Origin of the sequence: Ottowia sp. (assembly GCF_016703145.1) — a bacterium.
Taxonomy (GTDB): Bacteria; Pseudomonadota; Gammaproteobacteria; order Burkholderiales; family Burkholderiaceae_C; genus Ottowia.
On the sequence record NZ_JADJCO010000003.1, the window covers coordinates 860,947 to 881,371 of the forward strand.

Sequence of the window (20,425 nt, forward strand, 5' to 3'; positions counted from 1 at the left end):
CGAAAACATTAAGAATCAACCGCCTCGCCCGTGAACACCGTCAGCACCCCGGTGTAGCCGTACAGGTGATGCCGCGCGATCTCCCCGCCGGCGAAGAAGCCGGTCAGGGGCACGTCGCCCAGGGCGTGGCGGATGGTCTGCAGCTCGGCGCCCGGCGCGCCGAAGTGCGGGCCGCCGCGCCCGGCGCAGCTCACGTAGACGGCGCCGGCGATGCGGCGCGCCGGGTGCGGCGCCGACAGCTCGTGCGGCGCCGCGAGCAGCGCGGCGGTGGCGACGCTGACTTCCTCCGGCTCCAGCTCCTCCCGAATCTCGGCGCACACGCGCACCAGGTCGGCGCGCGCGGCCGTGGCGCTGCGCTGGCAGAAGGTGGCGCGCTGGCCGGCGGCGGGCCGCTCGGCCACGGCCACGCCGCGCCGGCCCGGATCGACGCCGATGATGTGGCGCACCAGCACGTCGGCGCCGAAATGGCCGGTGCGGCGCACGCCTTGCTCGCCCGGGTCCGCCAGGCCCACCAGGGTCTGGCGCACCACGGCCAGGGCTTCGCGTGGCTTGTCCAGGCTGATGCGCAGGTCGCGCAGCATCACGTCGAGCGCGGGCTCGCCGTCCAGCGCCAGCAGCACGTTGCCGTCGGCGACGGTGACCTCGTGCTCGGGCGCCACCGGCTGGCAGCCCTGGGTCACGCGCGACACCAGCGCCACGCCGGCGCCGAAGGCCACGCCCGACAGGCCGCCGCTGAACACGCCGCCGGCCGCGCCTTGCCCCGGCGCGTTGCCGTCGCGGCTGCTGGCGAACTGCACCACCGGGCCGCGGCTGGCGGCCAGCCCGCCGAACAGGTAGCCGGTGGCGGTGCGCTGGGCCATCTCGGCGATCAGCTCGGCGGCGTCGGGCGTCTGCGCGTCGGCGTGCACCAGCGCGGTGTGGGGCGTGAAGCCCAGCCCGCCGGCCAGCGGCGCGACGCCGGAGAACACGCGGTACTGCTCGAGCGGCAGCGCGCACAGCATGACGCTCAGCGCCGGCTCGTCGATGTACTCGGCGCCGCTGGCGCACACGCCCACGCCGACGGTGCCGGCCCAGTCGGTCACGCCGGGCAGCTCGGCGCCCAGGTGGTCGAGGATGTCGCGTGCGTGGGCGGCGTAGTGGTCGGTGATGTAGAGCAGGCCCAGCGTCGGCGCGCGGGCGTAGTCCGGCCGCGCCATCTGCGCGCGCAACTGGGCCAGCACCAGCTCCGCGGCCAGGCGCCACTGGGGGTGGGTGGCGTGGCCGTGGGGAAAGAGCATGCTCAGCGGCGGCCCAGCTTGAAGGGCGTCGGCAGCGGCCAGCCGGCGGCCAGCGGGCGCGCCGGGCTGGCTTTCTTGGCGGGGGTTTTCTTGGCAGCGGCCTTTTTGGCCGGCGCCTTCCTCTTGGCGGCCTTCTTGGCCGCGCTCTTGCGGGGCGCGCTCTTCTTGGCGGCGGGCTGGGCCGCCTCGGCCTGCGGCGCGGCATCCGCGCCCGAGGCCTCGCCGGCCGGGGCGGGGACGGCGCGCGCCGCCTCGCGCAGGGTCTCGGCGGCGATCTGCTGGAACTGCTGCGTCAGCGCGCCCCACCACTGCATCGGGTCGGCCACGCCGCCGGACGACGCGGCGGCGTCTTTGCGGCCGGCCCTGGCGCGCGGCGCGGCTGCGGCCGGCGGCTGGGCGGGTTCGGCTGGCTCGGCTTCGGGGGTTGGCGCAGCGGCTTCAGCCGGTGTCTTGGCGGCGGACGCGGCGCCCTTGTCCTTGTAGGGCCACCGCTTGGCCGTCTCCTCGGCCGGGGGCGCCGCCGGGGCGGCGCGCTCTTCGGACTTGGGCAGGGTGAAGGCCTTGGCGACCTCGGTCACGCTCAGGTTCATGTCGCGCAGCGTGGCCAGCGTCATCTTCTGCACCTCCAGCGCCTGGATGGTGGCCTTGAGCGCCAGCAGGTTCTGCTCCAGCCAGAACTGCACCGCCCGCAGCTCGGTGATGCGCTTGTCCAGTTCTTCCACGCTGACGGTGGGCGCGATCCAGTGGCGCAGCCCGGGCGCGGACTTGGACGCGCCCTTGGTGGTGGAAGTCAATTGCTGCAGGAAATCGAATCCGGGAATCAACTTGCCGAGGGCAAAGGTGTTGTCGTCGCTCATGGCCGCGCCTCTTCAATGGGTGGTCTGGGGCCGCCGCTCCTGGCGTCGCGGCGGGGTGGGCGCAGCTTAACGCAAAGCTGGGCGCGCGGTCAGTGCTTGTGGTCGTGGTCGTGGTCGTGGCCGGCCGCGGCGGCCGGCGCGGCCGCCTTGCGCACCGGCACCTGCAGCTCCAGGCGGGTTTCCACGCCTTGCGCATCCTGCAGGCGCAGGGTCAGCGGCACGGTGCTGCCGTCCTTCAGCGGCGCCTTCAGGTCCAGCAGCATCAGGTGCCGGCCGCTGGGCCTGAGCTCGACCGCCTGACCGGCGGGCAGGGCCACCGCATCGAGCGCGCGCATGCGTATCACGTCGCCCTGCATGGCCATCTCGTGGATCTCGGCCACGCCGGCGGCGGGCGAGCTGGCGCCCACCAGGCGCGCGCCGGCCGGCGCGGTCAGGGTCATGAAGGCGCCGGTGGCCTGCTGGCCCGGCACCGTGGCGCGCGCCCAGGCGCCCTCGGCGCGCACGGCCTGCGCCAGCGCGGCGCCCGCGCACAGCAGGCCAGCCAGGACGAGGCCTGCGGTACGGGAAACGGTCTTGATCGACATGGTTTTCCTTTTTGACGAAAGCGGGGAATTCAGTGCTGATGCGCCGCCGCGCTGGCGGGCGGACGCGCGTTCAGCAGCGCCGCGGGGTGCTTCAGCCCGCGCGTGTCGGTGCCGCTGGCCGGCACCTCGGCCCAGTCGACGGCACCGCCTTCGCAGTGCTGCTCGACGCGGAACCACAGCGGCCCGGGCTGCGGCGGCAGCCGCAGCTGCAGCACGAACTCGTCGTAGAAGCCGTCGGGCAACGGGCCGCCGCGCCAGGCGATCTGGCGCGTGGGGCCGTCGGCCGGCTGGCGCTCCAGGGCCCAGCCGGCCTTGGGCATGGGCCGCGCCGCGGGCAGGCCCTCGGGCAGGTGCACGACCACGGTGTGCGTGGCCGCGCCGGCGCAGCCGTGGCCGATGCGGAACACCGCCTTGTAAGTGCTGCCGGCGTCGGCGCTCTGTTGCTCCAACGTGACGTGTGCCCGCGCGGCGGTGCCGGCGAGCAGGGCGAGGGCGGCCGCGCAGGCGAGGCGGCCGGAGAACGATCGAACCGTCATGGTTCCTCCTGAAATCCAAGGCAAAACGGGCGCCGTGCCCCGGGGCGCGGGTGCGCGGCAAAGAACGGGATGGATCAGGAGAAGACGGGCGGCCCGCGCGCCGGCAGCGGCGCCCGCGCGTGCCGGTGGACGCCCGCCTCGGTGCGCGCCCAGGCCTGCGCCCGCGGGGCGGCGGCCTGGGGGGCGCGCGCCTGGGGCGAGGCGGGCGGCGGCGCGCTGGCCAGCAGGCACAGCGCGCAGTCGAGCTGGTGCGCGGGCGCGGCCTCGGCCAGGCCCTCGCCGGTGTCCACCAGCAGCTTGACGGCGCCTGCGGCGCCGCACACCAGTTGCATCGCGCGCGGCTGCACCAGCGGCGCGGCGGTGGCCACGCCCAGCGCGAGCGCGAACCACACCCACATCAGGCGGGCGGCGGCGAGGGACCAGCGGCGCGGCGGCATGGCGGCGATTATGGCGCGCGTCCGCTGGGCGACTGCGACTGCGAGCGCGGCGCGGCGGCGCTACGCTGGCGTCCTTTCCATCCTCTGCCCGCGAGGGCGCACGCCATGCTCAAGCTCACCGGTTTTTCCGCCAGCAACTACTACAACAAGGTCAAGCTCGCCCTGCTCGAAAAAGGCCTGCCGTTCGAGGAGCAACTGGCCTGGATCGGTGAGACCGACCTGGCCGCCAGCCCGCTGGGCAAGGTGCCCTACCTGGTCACCGAGGAGGGGCCGATCAGCGAATCGACCGTGATCGTCGAATACCTGGAGGACCGCTATCCCGAGCACCCGCTGCTGCCGCGCGACCCCTTCGCCGCCGCCAAGGTGCGCGAGCTGGCGCGCTACCTGGAGCTGCACCTGGAGCTGGTGGCGCGCAACCTCTACGCCGAAGCCTTCTTCGGCGGCAAGGTGAGCGACGGGGTGAAGCAGAAGATCGGGCCGCAACTGGACAAGAACGTCGCCGCGTTCGCCACGCTGTGCCGCTTCTCGCCCTTCATCGCGGGCGACGGCTTCACCCTGGCCGACTGCGCCGCCGCCGTGCACCTGCCGGTGATCAGCAACGCCAGCAAGATCATCTACGGCCGCGACGTGCTGGCCGCCCTGCCCATGGGCGACTACCTGAAGCGCCTGGGCGAACGCCCCGCGGTGCAGCGGGTGAACGCGGACCGCAAGACCAACACCATCGCGATGCTGGAGCACTACAAGGCGCTGGCCAAGAAGGGCTGACGCCGCTGTTTTCAAGGGAAATCGGCTCGCAGCCAGCGTGGGTATTGCGCCATTAGCTATTTAATTGGTAGCAATCGGCGCGCATCGAAAGGCGCCGTCACCCCGCCCGCCTGGCGGTTGCTTTCGGGGCGGCGATGATCGGGGCCATGATCACGCTCTACCACTGCATCGACGCGCGCTCCTTCCGCACCCTGTGGATGCTGGAGGAGTTGGACCTGCCCTACGAGCTGAAGGTGCTGCCGTTTCCGCCGCGCGCGCGGGCCAGGGACTACCTCGCCATCAACCCGCTGGGCACGGTGCCGCTGCTCATCGACGGCGGGGCGCGCCTGACCGAGTCCAGCGCCACCTGCCAGTACCTGGCCGCGCGCCACAGCCCAGGCGCGCTGGACGTGGGTCCGCGGGAGCCCGACTACGCCGCCTACCTGAACTGGCTGCACATGAGCGACGCCACGTTGACCTTCCCGCAGACGCTGGTGCTGCGCTACGAGCGGCTGGAGCCGCCCGAGCGCCGCCAGCCGCAGGTGGCACAGGACTACGCCCGGTGGTTTCTCGCCCGCCTGCGCGCGGTGGACGCGGCGCTGGCGGACGAGCGCGCCCACCTGTGCGCCGGTCGGTTCACCGCCGCCGACGTCGCGGTCGCCTACGCGCCCATGCTGGCCGGCCGGATCGGGCTGGGCGAGCAGCTGCCGCCCCGCGTGCGCGCGTACGGCGAGCGCCTGGCACGGCGCCCCGCGTTCACGCGCGCGCAGGCGGCGCAGCGCGAGGCCGCCATCGCGCAGGGCGTCCCGGCCGAGCCGGCGCTGAACGGCTGACGCAGGCCTTCCGGCCACGCCCGCGCCGCTTGCGCGGCGGCCGGCCCAGGATCAATCGAGCCTGATTCTCGCCGCCTTGATCACCGGCCCCCAGCGTCGGCTCTCGGCGCGCGCCATGGCCAGGAACTGCTGCGGCGTGCCGGGCTGGGCTGGGCCTCCATGCCGTAGTCGTGCATGCGCTTGACCACGGCCGGATCCTTCAGCACCTGGTTGACGGCGGCATTGAGCTTTTGCACCACCCCGGCCGGCAGGCCGGCGGGGCCGACCAGTCCCTGGAAGGCGTAGACCTCGCTGCCGGGCAGGCCCGCCGGCAGTTCGAGGAACATGCACGGCACCTGGCCGCCCATCACGTCCTGCAGCGCCGGCGCCGCGCCGCGGTAGGGGATGTGGGTGATGAAGGCGCGGGTGCGGCTCTTGAACAGCTCCATCGCCAGGTGGTGCGGCGAGCCGTTGCCGGGCGAGGCGTAGTCGAGCTGGCCGGGGCGCGCGCGCCCCTCGTCGAGCAGTTCCTTCACTGTGTAGCTGAAGTCCTTTTCGGCATCGAAGGGCAGCCGGCTGAACAAGTGCTCGTTGTAGGCCATCAGCGCGTTGTCGGCCGACATCACCGTATAGTCGTGGAGCCGGGCCTTGGCCACCAGGTCGGCGCCGATGTCGGTGGCGGCGCCGGGGCGGTTGTCGACCACCAGCGGCTCGCCCAGCGCCGGGCGCATGGCCTCGGCAATGGCGCGCGCCAGCATGTCGGTGCCGCCGCCGGGCGGGTAGGGCACGATTCAGCGGATCGGCTGCGCCGGCCACGGGGCCTGCGCGCGCGCCCAAGGACTGGCCAGGCCGGCGGCGGCCAGAGCGATGAGTTGTCGGCGTTGCCTGGCGTCTCCTTTTTTGATAGCTGTTGGCGCAAAAAGGGAGCGGTCTAGGGCGCGAATTGCCTGATTTTCTGCTCGATGGCGCCGAACACCGACTCGCCGCCCAGCCCCTTCATCTCGATGCGGAGGGTGTCGCCGAAGCGCATGTAGGCCGTCCGGGGCGCGCCGTCCTGGAGGGTCTCCATGGCGCGCTTCTCGGCGATGCAGCCGTAGCCCTTGGGCCATTCGCGCCGGCCGTCCCTCTCGATGCCGGGGTTGCTGACGGTGCCGCCGCCTACGATGGTGCCGGCGCGCAGCCGGCGCGTGCGCGCGGCGTGGGCGATCAACTGGCCGAAGTGAAAGCGCATCTCCGGCCCGGCGTCGCGCATCCCGACCTTGCGGCCGTTCCAGGTGGTCTGCATCGTGAGGTGCACGCGGCCCGCCTGCCAGGCCTCGCCCAGTTCGTCGGGCGTGACGGCGACCGGACTGAAGGCGGTGGCGGGCTTGCCCTGGAGCAGGCCCATGCGCTTGTCGATCTCGGCGGCGATCAGCGCGCGCAGGCTGACGTCGTTGGCCAGCATCAGCAGGCGCACGGCCTTCAGCCCCTGCTCGGGCGTGGCGGCCATGGGCACGTCGCCGGTGATCACGGCCAGTTCGGCCTCGAAGTCGATGTCGAAGGCCTCGTCGGCCACCAGGATGTCGTCGCGGGGGCCGAGGAAGTCGTCGCTGCCGCCCTGGTACATGAGCGGCTCGGTGTAGAAGCTCTCGGGCACGTCGCCCTTGCCGGCGGCGCGCACCAGCTCGACGTGGTTCAAATAGGCCGAGCCGTCGGCCCACTGGTAGGCGCGCGGCAGCGGCGCCATGCACAGCGCGGGATCGAACGGGAAGGCGTGGCGCGCCTTGCCCTGGTCGAGCGTGTGCGACAGGTCCTGCAACTGGGGGGAAAGGAAGTTCCAGTCGTCCAACACCTGCTGCAGGCGGCTGGCGATGCCGGTCGCATAATGGGCCGTCGTCAGGTCGCGCGAGACGACCACCAGCTGGCCGTCGCGCGAACCGTCTTTGTAGGTTGCCAGTTTCATGGGCGCGAGTGTAGGGTTTCGGGTCCGCCGGCAAGCACGCCGCCCCGCCCTCCGCCCGTGCCGGGGAGGCTTGGACAGGTGGACCGCGCGCAGCGCATCGGACAGCGGCCGCCGATCGGTCTGGTGCTGATCGTCGCCTTGGCGCACGCCCTGCTGATCGGGGCAGCGCCCCGCCGGGCCGCGCTCCCGCCCGCCGCGCCGGCGCCCCCGGCGCTGTGGACCCGGGCCATCGCCGCCGCGCCCGCGCCGCCAGCCGTGGCGGAGCCCGCCCCCCAACCACCCGCGCCGGTCGTCCGTCCGCCCTCCGCGTCACGCTCCGCCCACGCGCCGCGCGTGGCCGCGGCGACGTCCAGGCCGGCACGCACCCATGCGTCCGCTCGCGGGGCCACGCACGCGGCCCCGCCCGTGTCGCCGGTGCCGGTGCGCGTGCCCGGCTCCGCCACGCTCGACTACGCGGTCAGCGGCGTGTCGCGCGGCCTGCCCTACGAGGCCGAGGCGCGGCTGCATTGGCAGCGCGACGCGGCGCGCTACGAGGCCACCTGGACGGTGAATTCGCCGCACGAGGGCGCGCGCACGCAGCGCAGCGAAGGCGTCGTCACGCCCGCCGGCCTGGCGCCCGAGCGCTTCGCCGAAAAGGCGCGCGGCGAGCGCGCCGCGCATTTCGACCCCGAGGGCGCGCGCATCCGCTTCAGCGCCAACGCGCCCGACGCCGCGCTGCACCCCGGCGCCCAGGACCGCCTCAGCGCGGCGCTGCAGTTGGGCGCGCTGCTCGCCGCCGCGCCTGCGCGCTACCCGCCCGGCACCGTGATCACCGTGCAGACGGCCGGCGTGCGCGAGGCCGAGCCCTGGGCCTGGGAAGTGCAGGACGACGAGATCCTGCAGCTGGCCGGCCACGCGCTGCCCAGCGCCCGGCTGGTGCGCGCGCCGCCCACGGCCTACGCCCCGCGCATCGAGCTGTGGCTGGCGCGCACTCTCGGCCACCTGCCCGTGCGCCTGCGCGTCACGCAGGCCAGCGGCGACGTGGCCGATCAGCAACTGCGCGCGGTGGCGGGCGTCGCCTTCGAGGCGCCGCGGCCAGGCGATTGACTTGGCGGGAATTTTTCACGGGCGGGCGCTGGTCCGACAGCGGCTCAGGGTAAGCGCGGACATCTTGAATCCCCGGCCTGCGTTCTCATCTGTGGAGGGCAAGCACACCTGTCAATGCCGTCCAGAAAGGACCAGTGCACCAATGAACACGCTCTACGAATCCGACACCTTCGCGGTCGTTCACTTGCTGCCCGACGCGCCCCAGGGCGCCGACGTGCCGGCGGGCACGCCCGTGCTGGCGCGCCACGGGTTCGAGATCGTGGACAAGCGCTCGGGCAAGGAGGTCTACCTCGACGGCCTGTGGGCCGAGCTGTTTCAGCGGCGCATCACCGCCTGGCAGGAAAACACGCCCACCCAGGAAGAGGTCGAGGACACGCTGGAGGGCTACGCCGAACTGGCGCAGAACCCGGTGGTCGTGCACTGACCTCGCGCCTGTCCCGCCACCGCGTCCCCGCAATTCACCGCCGCGGGCCCGGTCCGCGTCCACGGGGCGCGTAGCATCCGGGCCATGCCTCGGCTCGTTTCCATTGTCTTTGTCCTGTGCTTGGCCGCCTGCGCCAGCTCGCCGCCGTTGAACGGCGCGGAGCAGGCCCGCCTGGCCGCGCTGCTGCCCGCCGACGTGCTGCTGCTGGGCGAGCAGCACGACGCCCCCGAGCACCAGCGCATCGAGCGGCAGGCCGTCGCCTGGCTGGCCGCGCGCGGCGCGCTGGCCGCCGTGGCGCTGGAGATGGCCGAGCAGGGCCGCGCCACCACCGGCCTGCCGCGCGCGGCCAGCGAGGCCGAGGTGCGCGCCGCCCTGGGCTGGCACGACGTCGCCTGGCCCTGGGCCGCCTACGGCCCGGTGGTGATGGGCGCCGTGCGCGCCGGCGTGCCGGTGCTGGGCGCCAACCTGCCGGCCGCGCGGCTGCGCGAGGCGATGCAGGACGAATCGCTGGACGCGCGCCTGCCGCCCGCCGCCCTGGCCGAGCAGCGGCGCCGCATCCGCGAGGGCCACTGCCACGCCCTGCCCGAGGCCCGCATCGCGCCCATGGCGCGGGTGCAGATCGCGCGCGACCGGGCCATGGCCGCCACGGCCGCCGGCGCGCGCCAGCCCGGCCGCACGGTGCTGCTGATCGCCGGCGGCGGCCACGTGCACCGCGCGCTGGGCGTGCCCCGGCACCTGTCGCCGGATTTGAAGTCAAAAGTGCTTCTGGCCAGCACGGATACTGCGCCGGAAGCTATCGAATCCAGAGCGGACGGCGATGGTCTGTCCAAGGGCGACCAGCGCTGGCTCACGCCGCCGCTGCCGCCGCGCGACCACTGCGCCGCGTTCACCTTGCCGCGGCGCGGCGCATCGCCGGCAGGTCAGTAGCGCCCGGGGTGGTTCGGGTGGCGGTCGCGGCGGTCGGGCCGTCCGTCGCCGTCCCGGTCGCGCCCGCGCGGGGGCGGCAGCGGCCGGGCGTCCCAGCGCGCGGGCTCGTACACCCAGCGCTGGCCCGAGGCGTGCCAGGCGGGCGGCACGTAGGCGTAGCCGGGGCGCGCGCGCTCCCAGTGGCCCGCGTGCCAGCGGTAGCGGCCGCGCTGCCATTCGTAGTGGCCCGGCGCCCACACGTAGCCGGGCCGCGCCCTCGGCATCACCTCGGCGCGCGGCGGCGGGGGCGGCCCGATCCGCACCGCGATCTGCGTCTGCGCCTGCGCCGCCGTGGGCAGCGCCACGCCGACGCCGGCGCCCGCGGCCATCGCGCCGGCCAGCAGCAGGGAGGAGATCGACAGGGTTTTCATGGTTCGCGTCCTTTCGTGAGTAGCGATGCCGCCATGCTGCGCCCGGCGTGTAAACCGCCCGCGAAGCGGTGGAAAAGTTGAGCCCTCAAAGTGGATTGCCCTGCGACAATCGCGTCCGATGCAAGACACCCACATCCTCACCTTGTCCTGCCCGGACCAGCGCGGCGTCGTGCACGCCGTGTCGGGCTTTCTGCTGGAGCGCGGCGGCAACATCGAGGAGGCCGCGCAGTACAACGACCACGACACCGGCCTGTTCTTCATGCGCGTCCAATTTGCCGGCGGCGGGCTCGGCGCCGACGCGCTGCGCGCGCAGATCCCCGCGCTGGCCGAGCGCTTCGCCATGCGCTGGCAACTGCACGAGGCGGCGCAGCCCATGCGCACCGTGATCTTCGTCAGCCGCGAGGGCCATTGCCTGAACGACCTGCTGTTCCGCTGGAAAAGCGGCCTGCTGCCGCTCGACATCCGCGCCATCGTCAGCAACCACCGCGACTTCTACCAGCTGGCCGCCAGCTACAACGTGCCCTTCCACCACATCGCCGTCGGCAAGGACAACAAGGCGCAGGCCGAAGCCAGGCAGCTGGAAATCATCGACGGCGAGGGCGCCGAGCTGGTGGTGCTGGCGCGCTACATGCAGGTGCTGTCGGACGCCATGTGCCAGCGCCTGGCCGGCCGCGCCATCAACATCCACCACAGCTTCCTGCCCAGCTTCAAGGGCGCCAAGCCCTACTACCAGGCGCACGACCGCGGCGTGAAACTGATCGGCGCCACCGCGCACTACGTGACGGCCGACCTGGACGAGGGCCCCATCATCGAACAGGACGTGGCCCGCGTGGACCACACCCACACCGTGGAAGACCTCACCGCCGTCGGCCGCGACACCGAAAGCCAGGTGCTGGCGCGGGCGGTGAAGTGGCACAGCGAGCGGCGCGTGCTGCTGAACGGGCACAAGACGGTGGTCTTCAAATAGCGTTGAAGTTGGCCGCCGCGATGCGGGTCACCCCGTGCGCGTCGGCGGCTCGTCCGGTCGAAAGAGGTGCGGGAACAGCAACTGGAACAGCTCCCTGGTCTTGGGCGTCATCTTGGCGGGATCCGGGCGAAGCAACTCGCTTTCGGGCACAAGGACTTTCGCATACCAGGCCTCGTAGACGCGCTTGACGACGCCAGGGGCCACGCACTCGCGGTCATAGCCTGGGGCGATCCCGAGCAGGTGATAGCCGGCGTGCTCGAGGGCGAGTTGCATGCTGGCCACCTTCAACGTCGCCAGCGTGTAGATGAAGCCGGCGCCCATGGCGCGGGCAATCGTCTCGCCCAGTTGCATCGCGCAAGTCGATAGCTTGGCCCCGCGGTGGGCGGGGGAAATGACGCCGAATCGCCCGTACACGGCCTGTTGCGCACGTTCGCGATCCCAGGACACGAAGCCCACGAGTTCTTCCGCCTTCCAACACAGCACGACCAACAGATCGCGCTCCGCTTCGCCGGCAAACGTGGCGGTTGTTTCGTAAAAGTCCTGTTCAAGGTAGCAACTGGCCGCTCCCACCGAGACATCGGGATGCCACTCGGCGACGGCTGCACGAAGGGCCGGGACATCCACGCGCCGGAGCTGGCGGTACCGATACCCCTGCGGCAAGGGAACTTCTCGAAATGCCGCATTCAGATCAGGCCACTGCATGTTCAGTCCTCTTCGTTCAAGTCTCCGGCCGTTGGCGCTCCGCTTGAGCGAGGCATTGGGCCGCACTCGGCGCGAAAGACGTTTCATGCATGACTTCGTACAGCCTTCGCACCGTGGGCGTCATGTTCGAAACATCCGGGGAAAGGACCGCTTCGCGTCCCGCAAGGCATTTGACGAATGCGGCTTCCACCACGCGCTTGACCACGCCCGGAGAGACTTCTTCCCGGTCGTAGCCGGGCATGAAGCCCACCAGCGAATAGCCATGGCTCTCGAAATACCGCTGCGCCGCACGGTGTTTCAGCGTCACGAGCGTGTAGATGAATTCAAGCCCCATCAGCTTGGCCAGCGCTTCGAGGTAATCGCCTTGAAACAGCGCCTTGCCGCCCTGGTGCGCAGGCGCAACAGCCACCAGGCTGGCGTACAGGGACAGCGCGTCCACCCCTCGCTCCTGCGACAACATGCCTGCGAGTTCATCACCGCGCCGAATGAGCATGGTGAATACGTTTTTCCGCGGGCCGCCTTCGAGGAAGACGGAACTGTCGTAGTAGTCCTCCCGCAGATGAACACTGGCTGCGCCCACACGCCAGCCAGGTTGCCAGGCACGCAGCGCCGCGATCAATTCAGCGACGGACTCTTTTCGCAGCACCTCGTAGCGGTAGCCCGCACCGGGTGGGCAGACGCTTGTCATCATTTCAGCTGTGGGCCAGTCCATCTTTTTTCCTTACCGTTGGCCACGGCCAGGTCGGTCACGCTCGGGTAGCCGGCCTCGATGGTGGTCATTGCCTCACTGCCAGCGTCCGCCGGTGCGGTCCTCTGCTGAAGCCAGGAACACCACAACTCGGGGAAGCCATGGCACAACAGCACCAGCGGGCCGGTGCCCTGGCGGGCCACGCGCAGGTCGATGCCGTTGACGGCAGCGGTTTTCATCTGGAGCGTGCGCATGCGCGGTGATCCCCGCTCAGGCCGTGGCGGACGCCAGCAGTGCCGGCAGCCTGGCTCCGGCTGCGCCCGCCCTGGCGCCCATTTGCTTCAGCAGCGCAAGCCTAGCCGTGTCGTCGGGCCGCAGACCGCGCACGAACACCGCGAGGGCGTTCAGCCGGCACTGCATCAGCCAGGCCTGCAGCCCCGCATGCTGGCGCCAGCGCGCGCTGTTGGCGAGGGTCACGGCCCACATGCGCAGCCAGTCGATCGGCCGCTCGGGGCTGGGCACCACGGTGCACAGCGCATTCTTCTCGGCCGGGTCGGTGACGTGGCTTTCCACGTAGGCGATCAGGGCCGCACTGAACAGCGGCGCACAGGTGCGCACCATGAACAGGTTGATGCGGCCGGCCTCGAACACCGGCAGCGCCGGCGGCATCACGATCGCGCTGGCGCTGCAGTCGATGTACAGGGTGTCGGGGTCGGCGGGCACCGTGCTCTGGTCGAGCACGATGTGCGCCGTCTCGATGCGGCGCACATGGCCCAGCCGCACGATGTCGTCGATGCGCCGCAACTGCGCCAGTTCGGCCTGCGACACCACGGCGCAGCGGAAGGTGCCGGGCTGCACGGCCGGGTCGATGCGCAGCAGCTGCTCGGCGGCTTCGAGCCGCGCGAACAGGTCGGGCAGCGATGCGGCCTCGGCGATGGCGTCGAGCTGACCGAGGTTGCTGCCGACGCTGCGCTCGAAGTTCTCCAGGCCCGGCTGAAAGTTGGCGCGGTTCCACAGCCAGGCGTCGCGCGGCATGATCCAGCGGATGCGCGCCGGCACCACGCCGTTTTCCAGCAGCCACAGGATCGCGTCCATGCCGGTCTTGCCCGAGCCCACCACGGTGTACGCCGCATGCGGGCGGCTGATGTCGGGCAGGCGATTCAGCGGCACGCAGTTCACGCCCGGGCCCAGCGTGTACTTGGGCGGATGGGTGGACGGCACGGCGGTCTGCGCGTGGGTCGCGTTGACCACCTTCCTGCGCACGCTGACGCGCTGCCGGGTGCCGCTCGTGAGCGAGCTGACCTCGTGGACTCCGTTGGCGTTCGTACCGACCTCGGACATCGGCAGCCAGCGCACCCGGCCCGAAGGCAGGAAGCGCTGTTGCATCACCTGGTCGAAGTAGGCCAGCACCTGGGCGCCCGACGCCAGCCCGTACAGGCCGGCGTTGACTCCGGCGGCATCCCGGTTGCCCTGGCCCAACTCGCGCGAGGCCACGCCGTACCACTCGGATGGCTGATGCAGCCGCACGAACGGGTAGGCGTCGTTCCAGTGGCCGCCGGGGCGGTGGTGCCGGTCCACCATCAGCACGGTGGCCTCGGCGTCTTCGCTGAGCAGGGTGTCGACAAAGGCCATGGCTGTGGCGCCGGCGCCGATGACGAGGTAGTCGGTTTCGAGTGCGGAAGCGGGCATGCGGGTGATCCTTGTGATGTTGAAGGTCTTGTGCTGGAGCAAAGGGTGAGGCGGCATCACCCCGCGCGCATCGGAGGCTCGTCCGGTCGAGAGCAGTGCGGGAACAGCAACTGGAAGAGCTCCCTGGTCTTCGGGGTCATGTTGGCGGGATCCGGGCGGAGCAGGTCGCTTTCGGGCACGAGCACCTTCGCATACCAGGCCTCGTAGACTCGCCTGACGACGCCAGGTGCCACGAGCTCGCGGTCATAGCCTGGGGCGATCCCGAGCAACTGATAGCCGGCGCGCCCGAGGGCGAGTTGCATGCTGGCGACCTTCAGGGTCGCCAGCGTGTAGATGAAGCCGGCGCCCATGGCGCGGGCTATCGTTTCTCCCAGTTGCATGGCGCAGGTCGACAGCCTCGCTCCACGGTGAGCGGGGGAAACGACACCGAACCGCGCATACACGGCCTGTTGCGCGCGCTCGCGGTCCCAGGACACGAAGCCCGCGAGTTCTTCCGCCTTCCAGAACAGCACGATCAACAGATCGCGCTGCGCTTCGCCGGCGAACGTGGCGCTTGTCTCGTAGAAGTCCTGTTCGAGGTAGCAGCTGGCCGCTCCCACGGCAACATCGGGATGCCACTCGGCGACTGCCGCACGAAGGGCAGGGACGTCCACGCGCCGGAGCTGGCGGTACCGATAGCCCTCCGGCAAGGGAACTTCCCGAAATACCGCATCCAGATCAGGCCACTGCATGTTCAGTCCTCTTCGACGGAGAGCGTCCATGACCTGGCGCGCGCAGCCGGCTCACGACAGGATCATGTCCGCTGCCTTCTCCGCAATCATGATCGTCGGCGCGTTGGTATTGCCTGAAATGATCTGCGGCATGATGGACGCGTCGACCACGCGCAGCGCGTGGATGCCCTGGACGCGCAGCTGGGCGTCGACCACCGCGTCGTCGCCCCGGCCCATGCGGCAGGTACCCACCGGATGCCAGATGCACTGGCTCATTACCCGCACGTGCTGTTCCAGCGAAACATCGTCCATGGCCGTCGCCCCCGGCAGCAGTTCGTTTGCGATCAGTGACTTCAAGGGTTCCTGTGAGACGATTTCCCGAGCAGTCTTCAAGCCCTCGATCTGCAGCGCCAGATCGTATGGGTGCGTCATGTAGCGCGGATCGATGATCGGCGTGTCGAATGGATCGGCAGATCGCAGAGTGACCTGGCCCCGGCTCTTGGGCCGACAAGCCTGAACGACGATGGACATGAACTGCGCCTTGCCGACCGCGCCCGCCTGCAAGGGCACGAAGGGGACGGAGAAGAACTGGATGTCCGCGTCGAAACCGTCGTTCAGGCGCGCGCTCTTCATGAACATCCCGCCTTCTGCAAGGATGCTGGTCGGCAGCGGCTGGTCGACCTCACGAAGACCGAGCACGAGGGCCGTGCCGGGGTGGTCGCACAGGTTGGCGCCCACGCCGCGCAGCGCGTGCCGCACGGTCACGCCATGCGGCTCCAGTTTCGCGGGATCGCCGATGCCGGACAGCATCAAGAGCTTGGGCGTATCGATGGCACCCGCGCTCAAGATCACCTCGCGAGCCGCGTAGATGCGCTCGACCTGGCTGCCATCGAAATAGTCGACGCCGGCCGCGTGATCGCCTTCGAGCAGCACGCGCATCGTCCGCGCGCGTGTCATCACGTGCAGATTCGACCGCTCGCGCGCCGGCGCGAGAAAGGCCGTCGCCGTGCTGCAACGTTCGCCGTTGCGCATGGTGACCTGGTACAAGCCTGCGCCGTCGGCAAATTCACCGTTGAAGTCGGGATTGCGCCGGTGCCCGGCCGCCACGGCGGCCTCGATGAACGCCAGGTTCAAGCGGTTGGGCGAAATCTGGTCCGACACGGCGAGGGGCCCTCCCACGCCATGCCACGCCGATGCGCCACGCTGCTGATCCTGCGACTTCAGGAAATAGGGCAGCACGTCCGACCAGCCCCAACCTTCGTTGCCCAGTTCACGCCAGTGGTCGTAGTCGCGGGCATGCCCTCGCACATACATCATGGCGTTGATGGCGCTGGTGCCTCCCAATGCCTTTCCACGCGGGCAAGGGATGCTGCGCATGTTGTAGCCGGCCTGCAGCGTCGTGGCGTAGCCCCAGGCTTCGGCGCGGTCCCAGAGCAACGGCCATTGGTTCGGCTGCCTCGCCGCGCGTGACTCGTCTTCGCCGCCGGCCTCCAGCAAGGCAACGCTGCAGGCCGGGTCCTCCGACAGCCGCGCGGCCAGGACGCAGCCTGCGGAGCCCGCTCCGACGATGACATAGTCGAAGGATTTCATGGGATCACCCTCGGGTTCCGTGGAGAGAAAGAACGCGTCGGTCTGGCTGCCGGCAAACGCCACCGAGCCGAACGCGAGGCCGATGGCGCCGTCGCTGCGACGGGCTCAGGTCGTCTGCCAGATGGCATCGCGCGTCGCGCCGCCGATGAAGCACTCGGCGGCGCCGTTGGCCAGTTCCCAATACTTGGGATCGGCGAGCATCTTGGTGGTGAAGGTCTCCATCGCCGCCATGTCGGCGTGGCGGGTGGACCACGCGATGCGCTGCGGATTGCCGCCCACCGGGCGCAGCACCTCCACGTCCTGGTGGTAGCTGGCCTTCAGGAAGGCCGAGATTTCCTTGGCGAAGGCCATGGCGGCAACCTGCTTGCCGGGCCTGACGCAGGCCACGCGGACGAATGCAATCATTTGAAGTCTCCTGACGCCTTTGAAGCAATTCCTTGGCGAGCCCCGGCGGCGTGGGCTGTAGAAGGCGGCGCGGCCACGACCGGCGCGCTGGCATGACTGTCGCCGCCCGGCGGTGCCCTTGTCCTTTAATTTCCCTAAACCGGAAGCGCCGCGGTTACATTGCGGAACACCCCCTCACAAGAGCTTCCATGTCCGACCCGCTGGTCTTTGGACGCTTCGAGCTGTTGCTCGAACAGCGCCGCCTGCTCGAGCACGGTGCGCCGGTGGCCCTCGGCGCGCGTGCATTCGACCTGCTGGCGGTGCTGGTGCGGCACCGCGACCGCGTCGTGTCCAAGGACGAACTGCTGCGGCTGGTCTGGCGCGACGCGGCGGTGGAAGAGAACAACCTCAGCGTGCAGGTGTCCACCTTGCGCAAGGTGCTGGGCGCGGATGCGCTGCGCACGGTGTCGGGCCAGGGCTACCGCTTCACGCTGCCGGTGTCGCCACCCTCTGGCGTGGCCGCGGCCGACAGCATGGTGCTGGGGCTGCCCGACAAGCCGTCGATCGCGGTGCTGCCGTTCGCCAATGTCGGCGGCGTGCTGGACGACGCGGCGTTGATCGAAGGCATCGGTGATGAACTGATCGACGCGCTGTCCCGCGTGCGGTCGATCTTCGTCATCTCACGCCACGGCGTGCAGGCTTACCAGGGCCGCGCGGTGGACCCCCGCACGGTGGCGCGCGAGCTGGGCGTGCGCTACGTGCTCGAAGGCAGCGTGCGCCGCTCGGCCGGGCAGGTGCGCATCGGCGCCGCGCTGATCGACGCGCTCAGCGGCCAGCAGATCTGGGGTGAGCGCTACGACCGCCGCCTCGACGAACTGTTCGCGCTGCAGGACGAAACGGCGCGCGCCATCGTCATCGCGATGGCGCCGCACATCGAACGCTCGGAGATCGAGCGCGCACGCGGCCCCCGGCCGCAAAAGGACAGCGCCTACGCCTTGGCGCAGCGCGCCTGGGCGCAGGCCCGGGAAGGCCTGTCGCGCTCCAACCGCGGTGCGCGCGACGCCGCGCTCGCACTGGCGCGCGAAGCGCTGGCCATCGACCCGCGCTGCAGCGCGGCGCACAACGCCATCGTCGACGCACTCTCGTGGCACCTGTACTTCGACACCGCCACGCCGCCGGCGTTGGACGATGCGCTGATGGCTGCCGCGCAGGCGCTGGCCATCGACAGCAGCGACGCGCTGGCCTGGCGTGGCCGCGGCTGGCTGATGCTGGTCAGCGGCAAGCTGCCCCAGGCCACGGCGGACTTCAGGCGCTCGCTCGAACTGAACCCGAACGATGCCATCACGCTGGTCCGGCTCGGCATGTGCGAGGCCGTCGGCGGCGATCCAGCGGGCGGCCTGCGCCAGTGCCTGCAGGCGCTGCGCCTGAGCCCGCGCGACCCCGCCCGGTTCCATCTGCTGGACAACCTGATCTGGGCGCAATTCGCCGCCAAGGCCTACGACGACGGCATCGACACCGCGCGCCAGTCGCTGCGCGAGGCCGATTTCGCGGGCACGCGGTTGTGTCTGGTGCTGTGCCTGGTCGGCGCGGGTGATTTGGCGCGCGCTGCCAGCGAATTGCGGGAGTTGAAGCGGCTGCAGCCCGATATGGTGGCCGCGCGGCTGGGCGGCAGGTGGCTGGCCAGTGACCCCGAGGTGCGCCGGCGCGAGGCCGATTTCCTGCATGCGGCCAACTGCCAGGCCATCGCCTGAGGGGCGTGTCCGCGCGCAGGGCACCGCGCAGAGCCGGAAGTCGTGAACGGCCAGCGGCCGAATGGCTCGATCAACCCATCGGCGCCGCGCGGTCTTGCCGTCACCCCGCAACAGGCCTGGATGCGCGCGCGCCAAAGATCGCGCTGCCCACGCGCACCAGCGTGCTGCCGGCGGCGATGGCCGCCTCCAGGTCGGCGCTCATGCCCAGCGACAGCGTGTCCAGGCCCAGACCGGCCGCATTCAATTGGTCAAAAAGGTCTTTGGCCCGCATGTGAACTGCGCGGGCGGCTTCGAAATCAGGAGCAGATTCGGGGATCGCCATCAGCCCCCGCAGCCGCAGTGAAGGCAGCGCCGCCACGGCGCGGGCCAGCGCCAGGGCCTGGCCCGGCGCCACGCCGGATTTGTTGGCGCCGCCGTCGATGTTGACCTGGATGCACACCTGCAGCGGCGCCAGCCCCGCCGGCCGCTGGCTGGACAGGCGCTCGGCGATCTTCAGCCGGTCCACCGTGTGCGCCCAGTCGAAGTGCTCGGCCACCGGCCGCGTCTTGTTGCTCTGGATCGGGCCGATGCAGTGCCATTGCAGCCCCAGGCCGCGCAGCAGGGCGATCTTGTCCACGCCCTCCTGCACGTAGTTCTCGCCGAAGGCGCGCTGGCCCGCCGCGTGGGCGGCGCGCACCGCGTCGGCGCCGAAGGTCTTGGACACGGCCAGCAGCGCGACATCCTGCACGCTGCGCCCGCTGGCGTGGCAGGCCGTTGCGATCCGTGCACGCACGTCTTGGAGATTGCGTTCGATCGTCGTCATAATCCCCGAAGCGTATCAAACTGCAACCAACCCACTCCTGACAAAAGCCGTGGACATCACGCAACTGCTGGCTTTCAGCGTCAAGAACAACGCATCCGACCTGCACCTCTCGGCCGGTCTGCCGCCCATGATCCGCGTGCACGGCGACGTGCGGCGCCTGAACGTCGACCCGCTCGACCACAAGCAGGTGTTCGCCATGGTGTACGACATCATGAACGACACCCAGCGCAAGGTGTACGAGGAGAACCTGGAGGTGGACTTCTCGTTCGAGATCGAAGGCCTGGCTCGCTTTCGCGTCAACGCCTTCAACCAGAACCGCGGCGCCGCCGCCGTGCTGCGCACGATCCCGAGCAAGATCCTGACGCTGGAGCAGTTGCACGCGCCCAGGATCTTCGGTGAACTGGCCCTCAAGCCGCGTGGGCTGGTGCTGGTGACCGGCCCCACGGGCTCGGGCAAGTCCACCACGCTGGCGGCGATGATCAACCACCTGAACGAGAGGGAGTACGGCCACGTGCTGACGGTGGAGGACCCGATCGAGTTCGTGCACGAGTCCAAGAAGTGCCTCATCAACCAGCGCGAGGTCGGGCCGATGACGCACAGCTTCGCCAACGCGCTGCGCTCGGCCCTGCGCGAGGACCCGGACGCCATCCTGGTGGGCGAGATGCGCGACCTGGAAACCATCCGCCTGGCCATGACCGCCGCCGAAACCGGCCACCTGGTGTTCGGCACGCTGCACACCTCGTCGGCCGCCAAGACGATCGACCGCATCATCGACGTCTTCCCCGCCGAGGAGAAGGAGATGGTGCGCGCCATGCTGTCCGAGTCGCTGCAGGCGGTGATCTCGCAGACGCTGTGCAAGACCAAGGACGGCGCGGGCCGCGTGGCGGCGCACGAGATCATGATCGGCACGCCCGCCATCCGCAACCTGATCCGCGAGGCCAAGGTGGCGCAGATGTACTCGTCCATCCAGACCGGCCACGGCGCCGGCATGCGGACGCTGGACCAGAACCTGGCCGAGCTGGTGCGCCGCAACGTCATCAGCGCGGCCGAGGCGCGCGGCAAGGCGAAGATTCCCGAGAACTTCCCCGGGTGACCGGTTTTTTGAG

Annotated in this window: 23 protein-coding genes and 1 pseudogene; 8 read left to right on the forward strand and 16 right to left on the reverse strand. The window is 70.6% G+C overall.

The genetic code is table 11. From position 1 onward, the window contains the following. Window positions 1-8 precede the first annotated feature (8 nt). From IPG65_RS07760 to IPG65_RS07780, 5 genes are all read right to left on the reverse strand, one after another. The gene (locus IPG65_RS07760; RefSeq protein WP_293188654.1) at window positions 9-1,277 is read right to left on the reverse strand and encodes an FIST N-terminal domain-containing protein; all 1,269 of its coding nucleotides are present in this window, start codon (window positions 1,275-1,277) and stop codon (window positions 9-11) included. Window positions 1,278-1,279: 2 nt separating this feature from the next. Continuing rightward, the gene (locus IPG65_RS07765; protein ID WP_293188655.1) at window positions 1,280-2,134 is read right to left on the reverse strand and encodes a PhaM family polyhydroxyalkanoate granule multifunctional regulatory protein; all 855 of its coding nucleotides are present in this window, start codon (window positions 2,132-2,134) and stop codon (window positions 1,280-1,282) included. Window positions 2,135-2,223: 89 nt separating this feature from the next. Further along, a complete protein-coding gene (locus IPG65_RS07770) occupies window positions 2,224-2,718 on the reverse strand; it encodes a copper chaperone PCu(A)C (protein ID WP_293188656.1) in 495 nt (164 codons plus the stop codon). A gap of 29 nt (window positions 2,719-2,747) precedes the next feature. Beyond that, entirely contained in the window at window positions 2,748-3,254 is a 507-nt protein-coding gene (locus IPG65_RS07775) for a YcnI family protein (RefSeq protein WP_293188657.1), read from the reverse strand. A gap of 74 nt (window positions 3,255-3,328) precedes the next feature. Continuing rightward, a complete protein-coding gene (locus IPG65_RS07780; protein WP_293188658.1) occupies window positions 3,329-3,691 on the reverse strand; it encodes a DUF2946 domain-containing protein in 363 nt (120 codons plus the stop codon). 105 nt (window positions 3,692-3,796) lie between these two features. Between IPG65_RS07780 and IPG65_RS07785 the strand changes: the two genes are divergently transcribed. After that, window positions 3,797-4,456 carry a glutathione S-transferase gene (locus IPG65_RS07785; protein WP_293188659.1) on the forward strand — a complete coding sequence of 220 codons (660 nt, stop codon included), beginning with the start codon at window positions 3,797-3,799 and terminating at the stop codon, window positions 4,454-4,456. Between the two features lie 146 nt (window positions 4,457-4,602). Then, on the forward strand, window positions 4,603-5,268 hold the full coding sequence (locus tag IPG65_RS07790) for a glutathione S-transferase family protein (RefSeq protein ID WP_293188660.1): 666 nt from the start codon (window positions 4,603-4,605) through the stop codon (window positions 5,266-5,268). A 51-nt stretch (window positions 5,269-5,319) separates the two neighbouring features. Here IPG65_RS07790 and IPG65_RS07795 read toward each other — a convergent pair. Together IPG65_RS07795 and IPG65_RS07800 are read right to left on the reverse strand one after the other, a co-directional pair. After that, window positions 5,320-6,152 (reverse strand): annotated as a pseudogene (locus IPG65_RS07795) (tripartite tricarboxylate transporter substrate-binding protein). Between the two features lie 26 nt (window positions 6,153-6,178). Next, window positions 6,179-7,189, reverse strand: coding sequence for a fumarylacetoacetate hydrolase family protein (locus IPG65_RS07800; protein ID WP_293188661.1), 1,011 nt, complete (start codon window positions 7,187-7,189; stop codon window positions 6,179-6,181). Between the two features lie 57 nt (window positions 7,190-7,246). Between IPG65_RS07800 and IPG65_RS07805 the strand changes: the two genes are divergently transcribed. From IPG65_RS07805 to IPG65_RS07815, 3 genes are all read left to right on the forward strand, one after another. Then, window positions 7,247-8,275: a DUF3108 domain-containing protein gene (locus IPG65_RS07805; protein WP_293188662.1), complete on the forward strand. Its 1,029-nt coding sequence runs from the start codon at window positions 7,247-7,249 to the stop codon at window positions 8,273-8,275. Window positions 8,276-8,417: 142 nt separating this feature from the next. Then, a complete protein-coding gene (locus IPG65_RS07810) occupies window positions 8,418-8,699 on the forward strand; it encodes a DUF3567 domain-containing protein (RefSeq protein WP_293188663.1) in 282 nt (93 codons plus the stop codon). Window positions 8,700-8,783: 84 nt separating this feature from the next. Continuing rightward, window positions 8,784-9,626, forward strand: coding sequence for a ChaN family lipoprotein (locus IPG65_RS07815; protein WP_293188664.1), 843 nt, complete (start codon window positions 8,784-8,786; stop codon window positions 9,624-9,626). Here IPG65_RS07815 and IPG65_RS07820 read toward each other — a convergent pair. Then, window positions 9,620-10,036: a YXWGXW repeat-containing protein gene (locus IPG65_RS07820; RefSeq protein ID WP_293188665.1), complete on the reverse strand. Its 417-nt coding sequence runs from the start codon at window positions 10,034-10,036 to the stop codon at window positions 9,620-9,622. The genes IPG65_RS07815 and IPG65_RS07820 overlap by 7 nt on opposite strands. A gap of 118 nt (window positions 10,037-10,154) precedes the next feature. On the opposite strand from IPG65_RS07820, the gene purU reads away from it, so the two are divergent. Further along, window positions 10,155-11,003: a formyltetrahydrofolate deformylase gene (gene purU, locus IPG65_RS07825; protein ID WP_293188666.1), complete on the forward strand. Its 849-nt coding sequence runs from the start codon at window positions 10,155-10,157 to the stop codon at window positions 11,001-11,003. Between the two features lie 27 nt (window positions 11,004-11,030). On the opposite strand, the gene IPG65_RS07830 is transcribed toward purU, so the two are convergent. From IPG65_RS07830 to IPG65_RS07860, 7 genes are all read right to left on the reverse strand, one after another. Beyond that, a complete protein-coding gene (locus IPG65_RS07830) occupies window positions 11,031-11,705 on the reverse strand; it encodes a hypothetical protein (RefSeq protein WP_293188667.1) in 675 nt (224 codons plus the stop codon). A gap of 16 nt (window positions 11,706-11,721) precedes the next feature. After that, the gene (locus tag IPG65_RS07835; protein ID WP_293188668.1) at window positions 11,722-12,417 is read right to left on the reverse strand and encodes a GNAT family N-acetyltransferase; all 696 of its coding nucleotides are present in this window, start codon (window positions 12,415-12,417) and stop codon (window positions 11,722-11,724) included. After that, complete coding sequence (locus tag IPG65_RS07840) at window positions 12,393-12,647, reverse strand: hypothetical protein (protein WP_293188669.1); 255 nt, start codon at window positions 12,645-12,647, stop codon at window positions 12,393-12,395. The genes IPG65_RS07835 and IPG65_RS07840 overlap by 25 nt, the downstream gene beginning before the upstream one ends. Window positions 12,648-12,663: 16 nt before the next feature. Then, on the reverse strand, window positions 12,664-14,082 hold the full coding sequence (locus IPG65_RS07845; protein ID WP_293188670.1) for a hypothetical protein: 1,419 nt from the start codon (window positions 14,080-14,082) through the stop codon (window positions 12,664-12,666). A 56-nt stretch (window positions 14,083-14,138) separates the two neighbouring features. Beyond that, window positions 14,139-14,813 carry a hypothetical protein gene (locus IPG65_RS07850; protein ID WP_293188671.1) on the reverse strand — a complete coding sequence of 225 codons (675 nt, stop codon included), beginning with the start codon at window positions 14,811-14,813 and terminating at the stop codon, window positions 14,139-14,141. Window positions 14,814-14,864: 51 nt separating this feature from the next. Further along, window positions 14,865-16,382, reverse strand: a complete 1,518-nt coding sequence (locus IPG65_RS07855; RefSeq protein ID WP_293188672.1) for a GMC family oxidoreductase N-terminal domain-containing protein — start codon at window positions 16,380-16,382, stop codon at window positions 14,865-14,867. 105 nt (window positions 16,383-16,487) lie between these two features. Next, a complete protein-coding gene (locus IPG65_RS07860) occupies window positions 16,488-16,787 on the reverse strand; it encodes a hypothetical protein (protein ID WP_293188673.1) in 300 nt (99 codons plus the stop codon). Window positions 16,788-16,975: 188 nt separating this feature from the next. Here IPG65_RS07860 and IPG65_RS07865 point away from each other — a divergent pair, with 188 nt between their 5' ends. Next, window positions 16,976-18,517 (forward strand): winged helix-turn-helix domain-containing protein, encoded by a 1,542-nt coding sequence (locus IPG65_RS07865; RefSeq protein WP_293188674.1) that lies wholly within the window; start codon window positions 16,976-16,978, stop codon window positions 18,515-18,517. Between the two features lie 100 nt (window positions 18,518-18,617). On the opposite strand, the gene IPG65_RS07870 is transcribed toward IPG65_RS07865, so the two are convergent. Next, window positions 18,618-19,319 carry a YggS family pyridoxal phosphate-dependent enzyme gene (locus IPG65_RS07870; protein WP_293188675.1) on the reverse strand — a complete coding sequence of 234 codons (702 nt, stop codon included), beginning with the start codon at window positions 19,317-19,319 and terminating at the stop codon, window positions 18,618-18,620. Window positions 19,320-19,368: 49 nt separating this feature from the next. Between IPG65_RS07870 and IPG65_RS07875 the strand changes: the two genes are divergently transcribed. Continuing rightward, window positions 19,369-20,412, forward strand: a complete 1,044-nt coding sequence (locus tag IPG65_RS07875) for a type IV pilus twitching motility protein PilT (RefSeq protein WP_293188676.1) — start codon at window positions 19,369-19,371, stop codon at window positions 20,410-20,412. Window positions 20,413-20,425 lie beyond the last annotated feature (13 nt).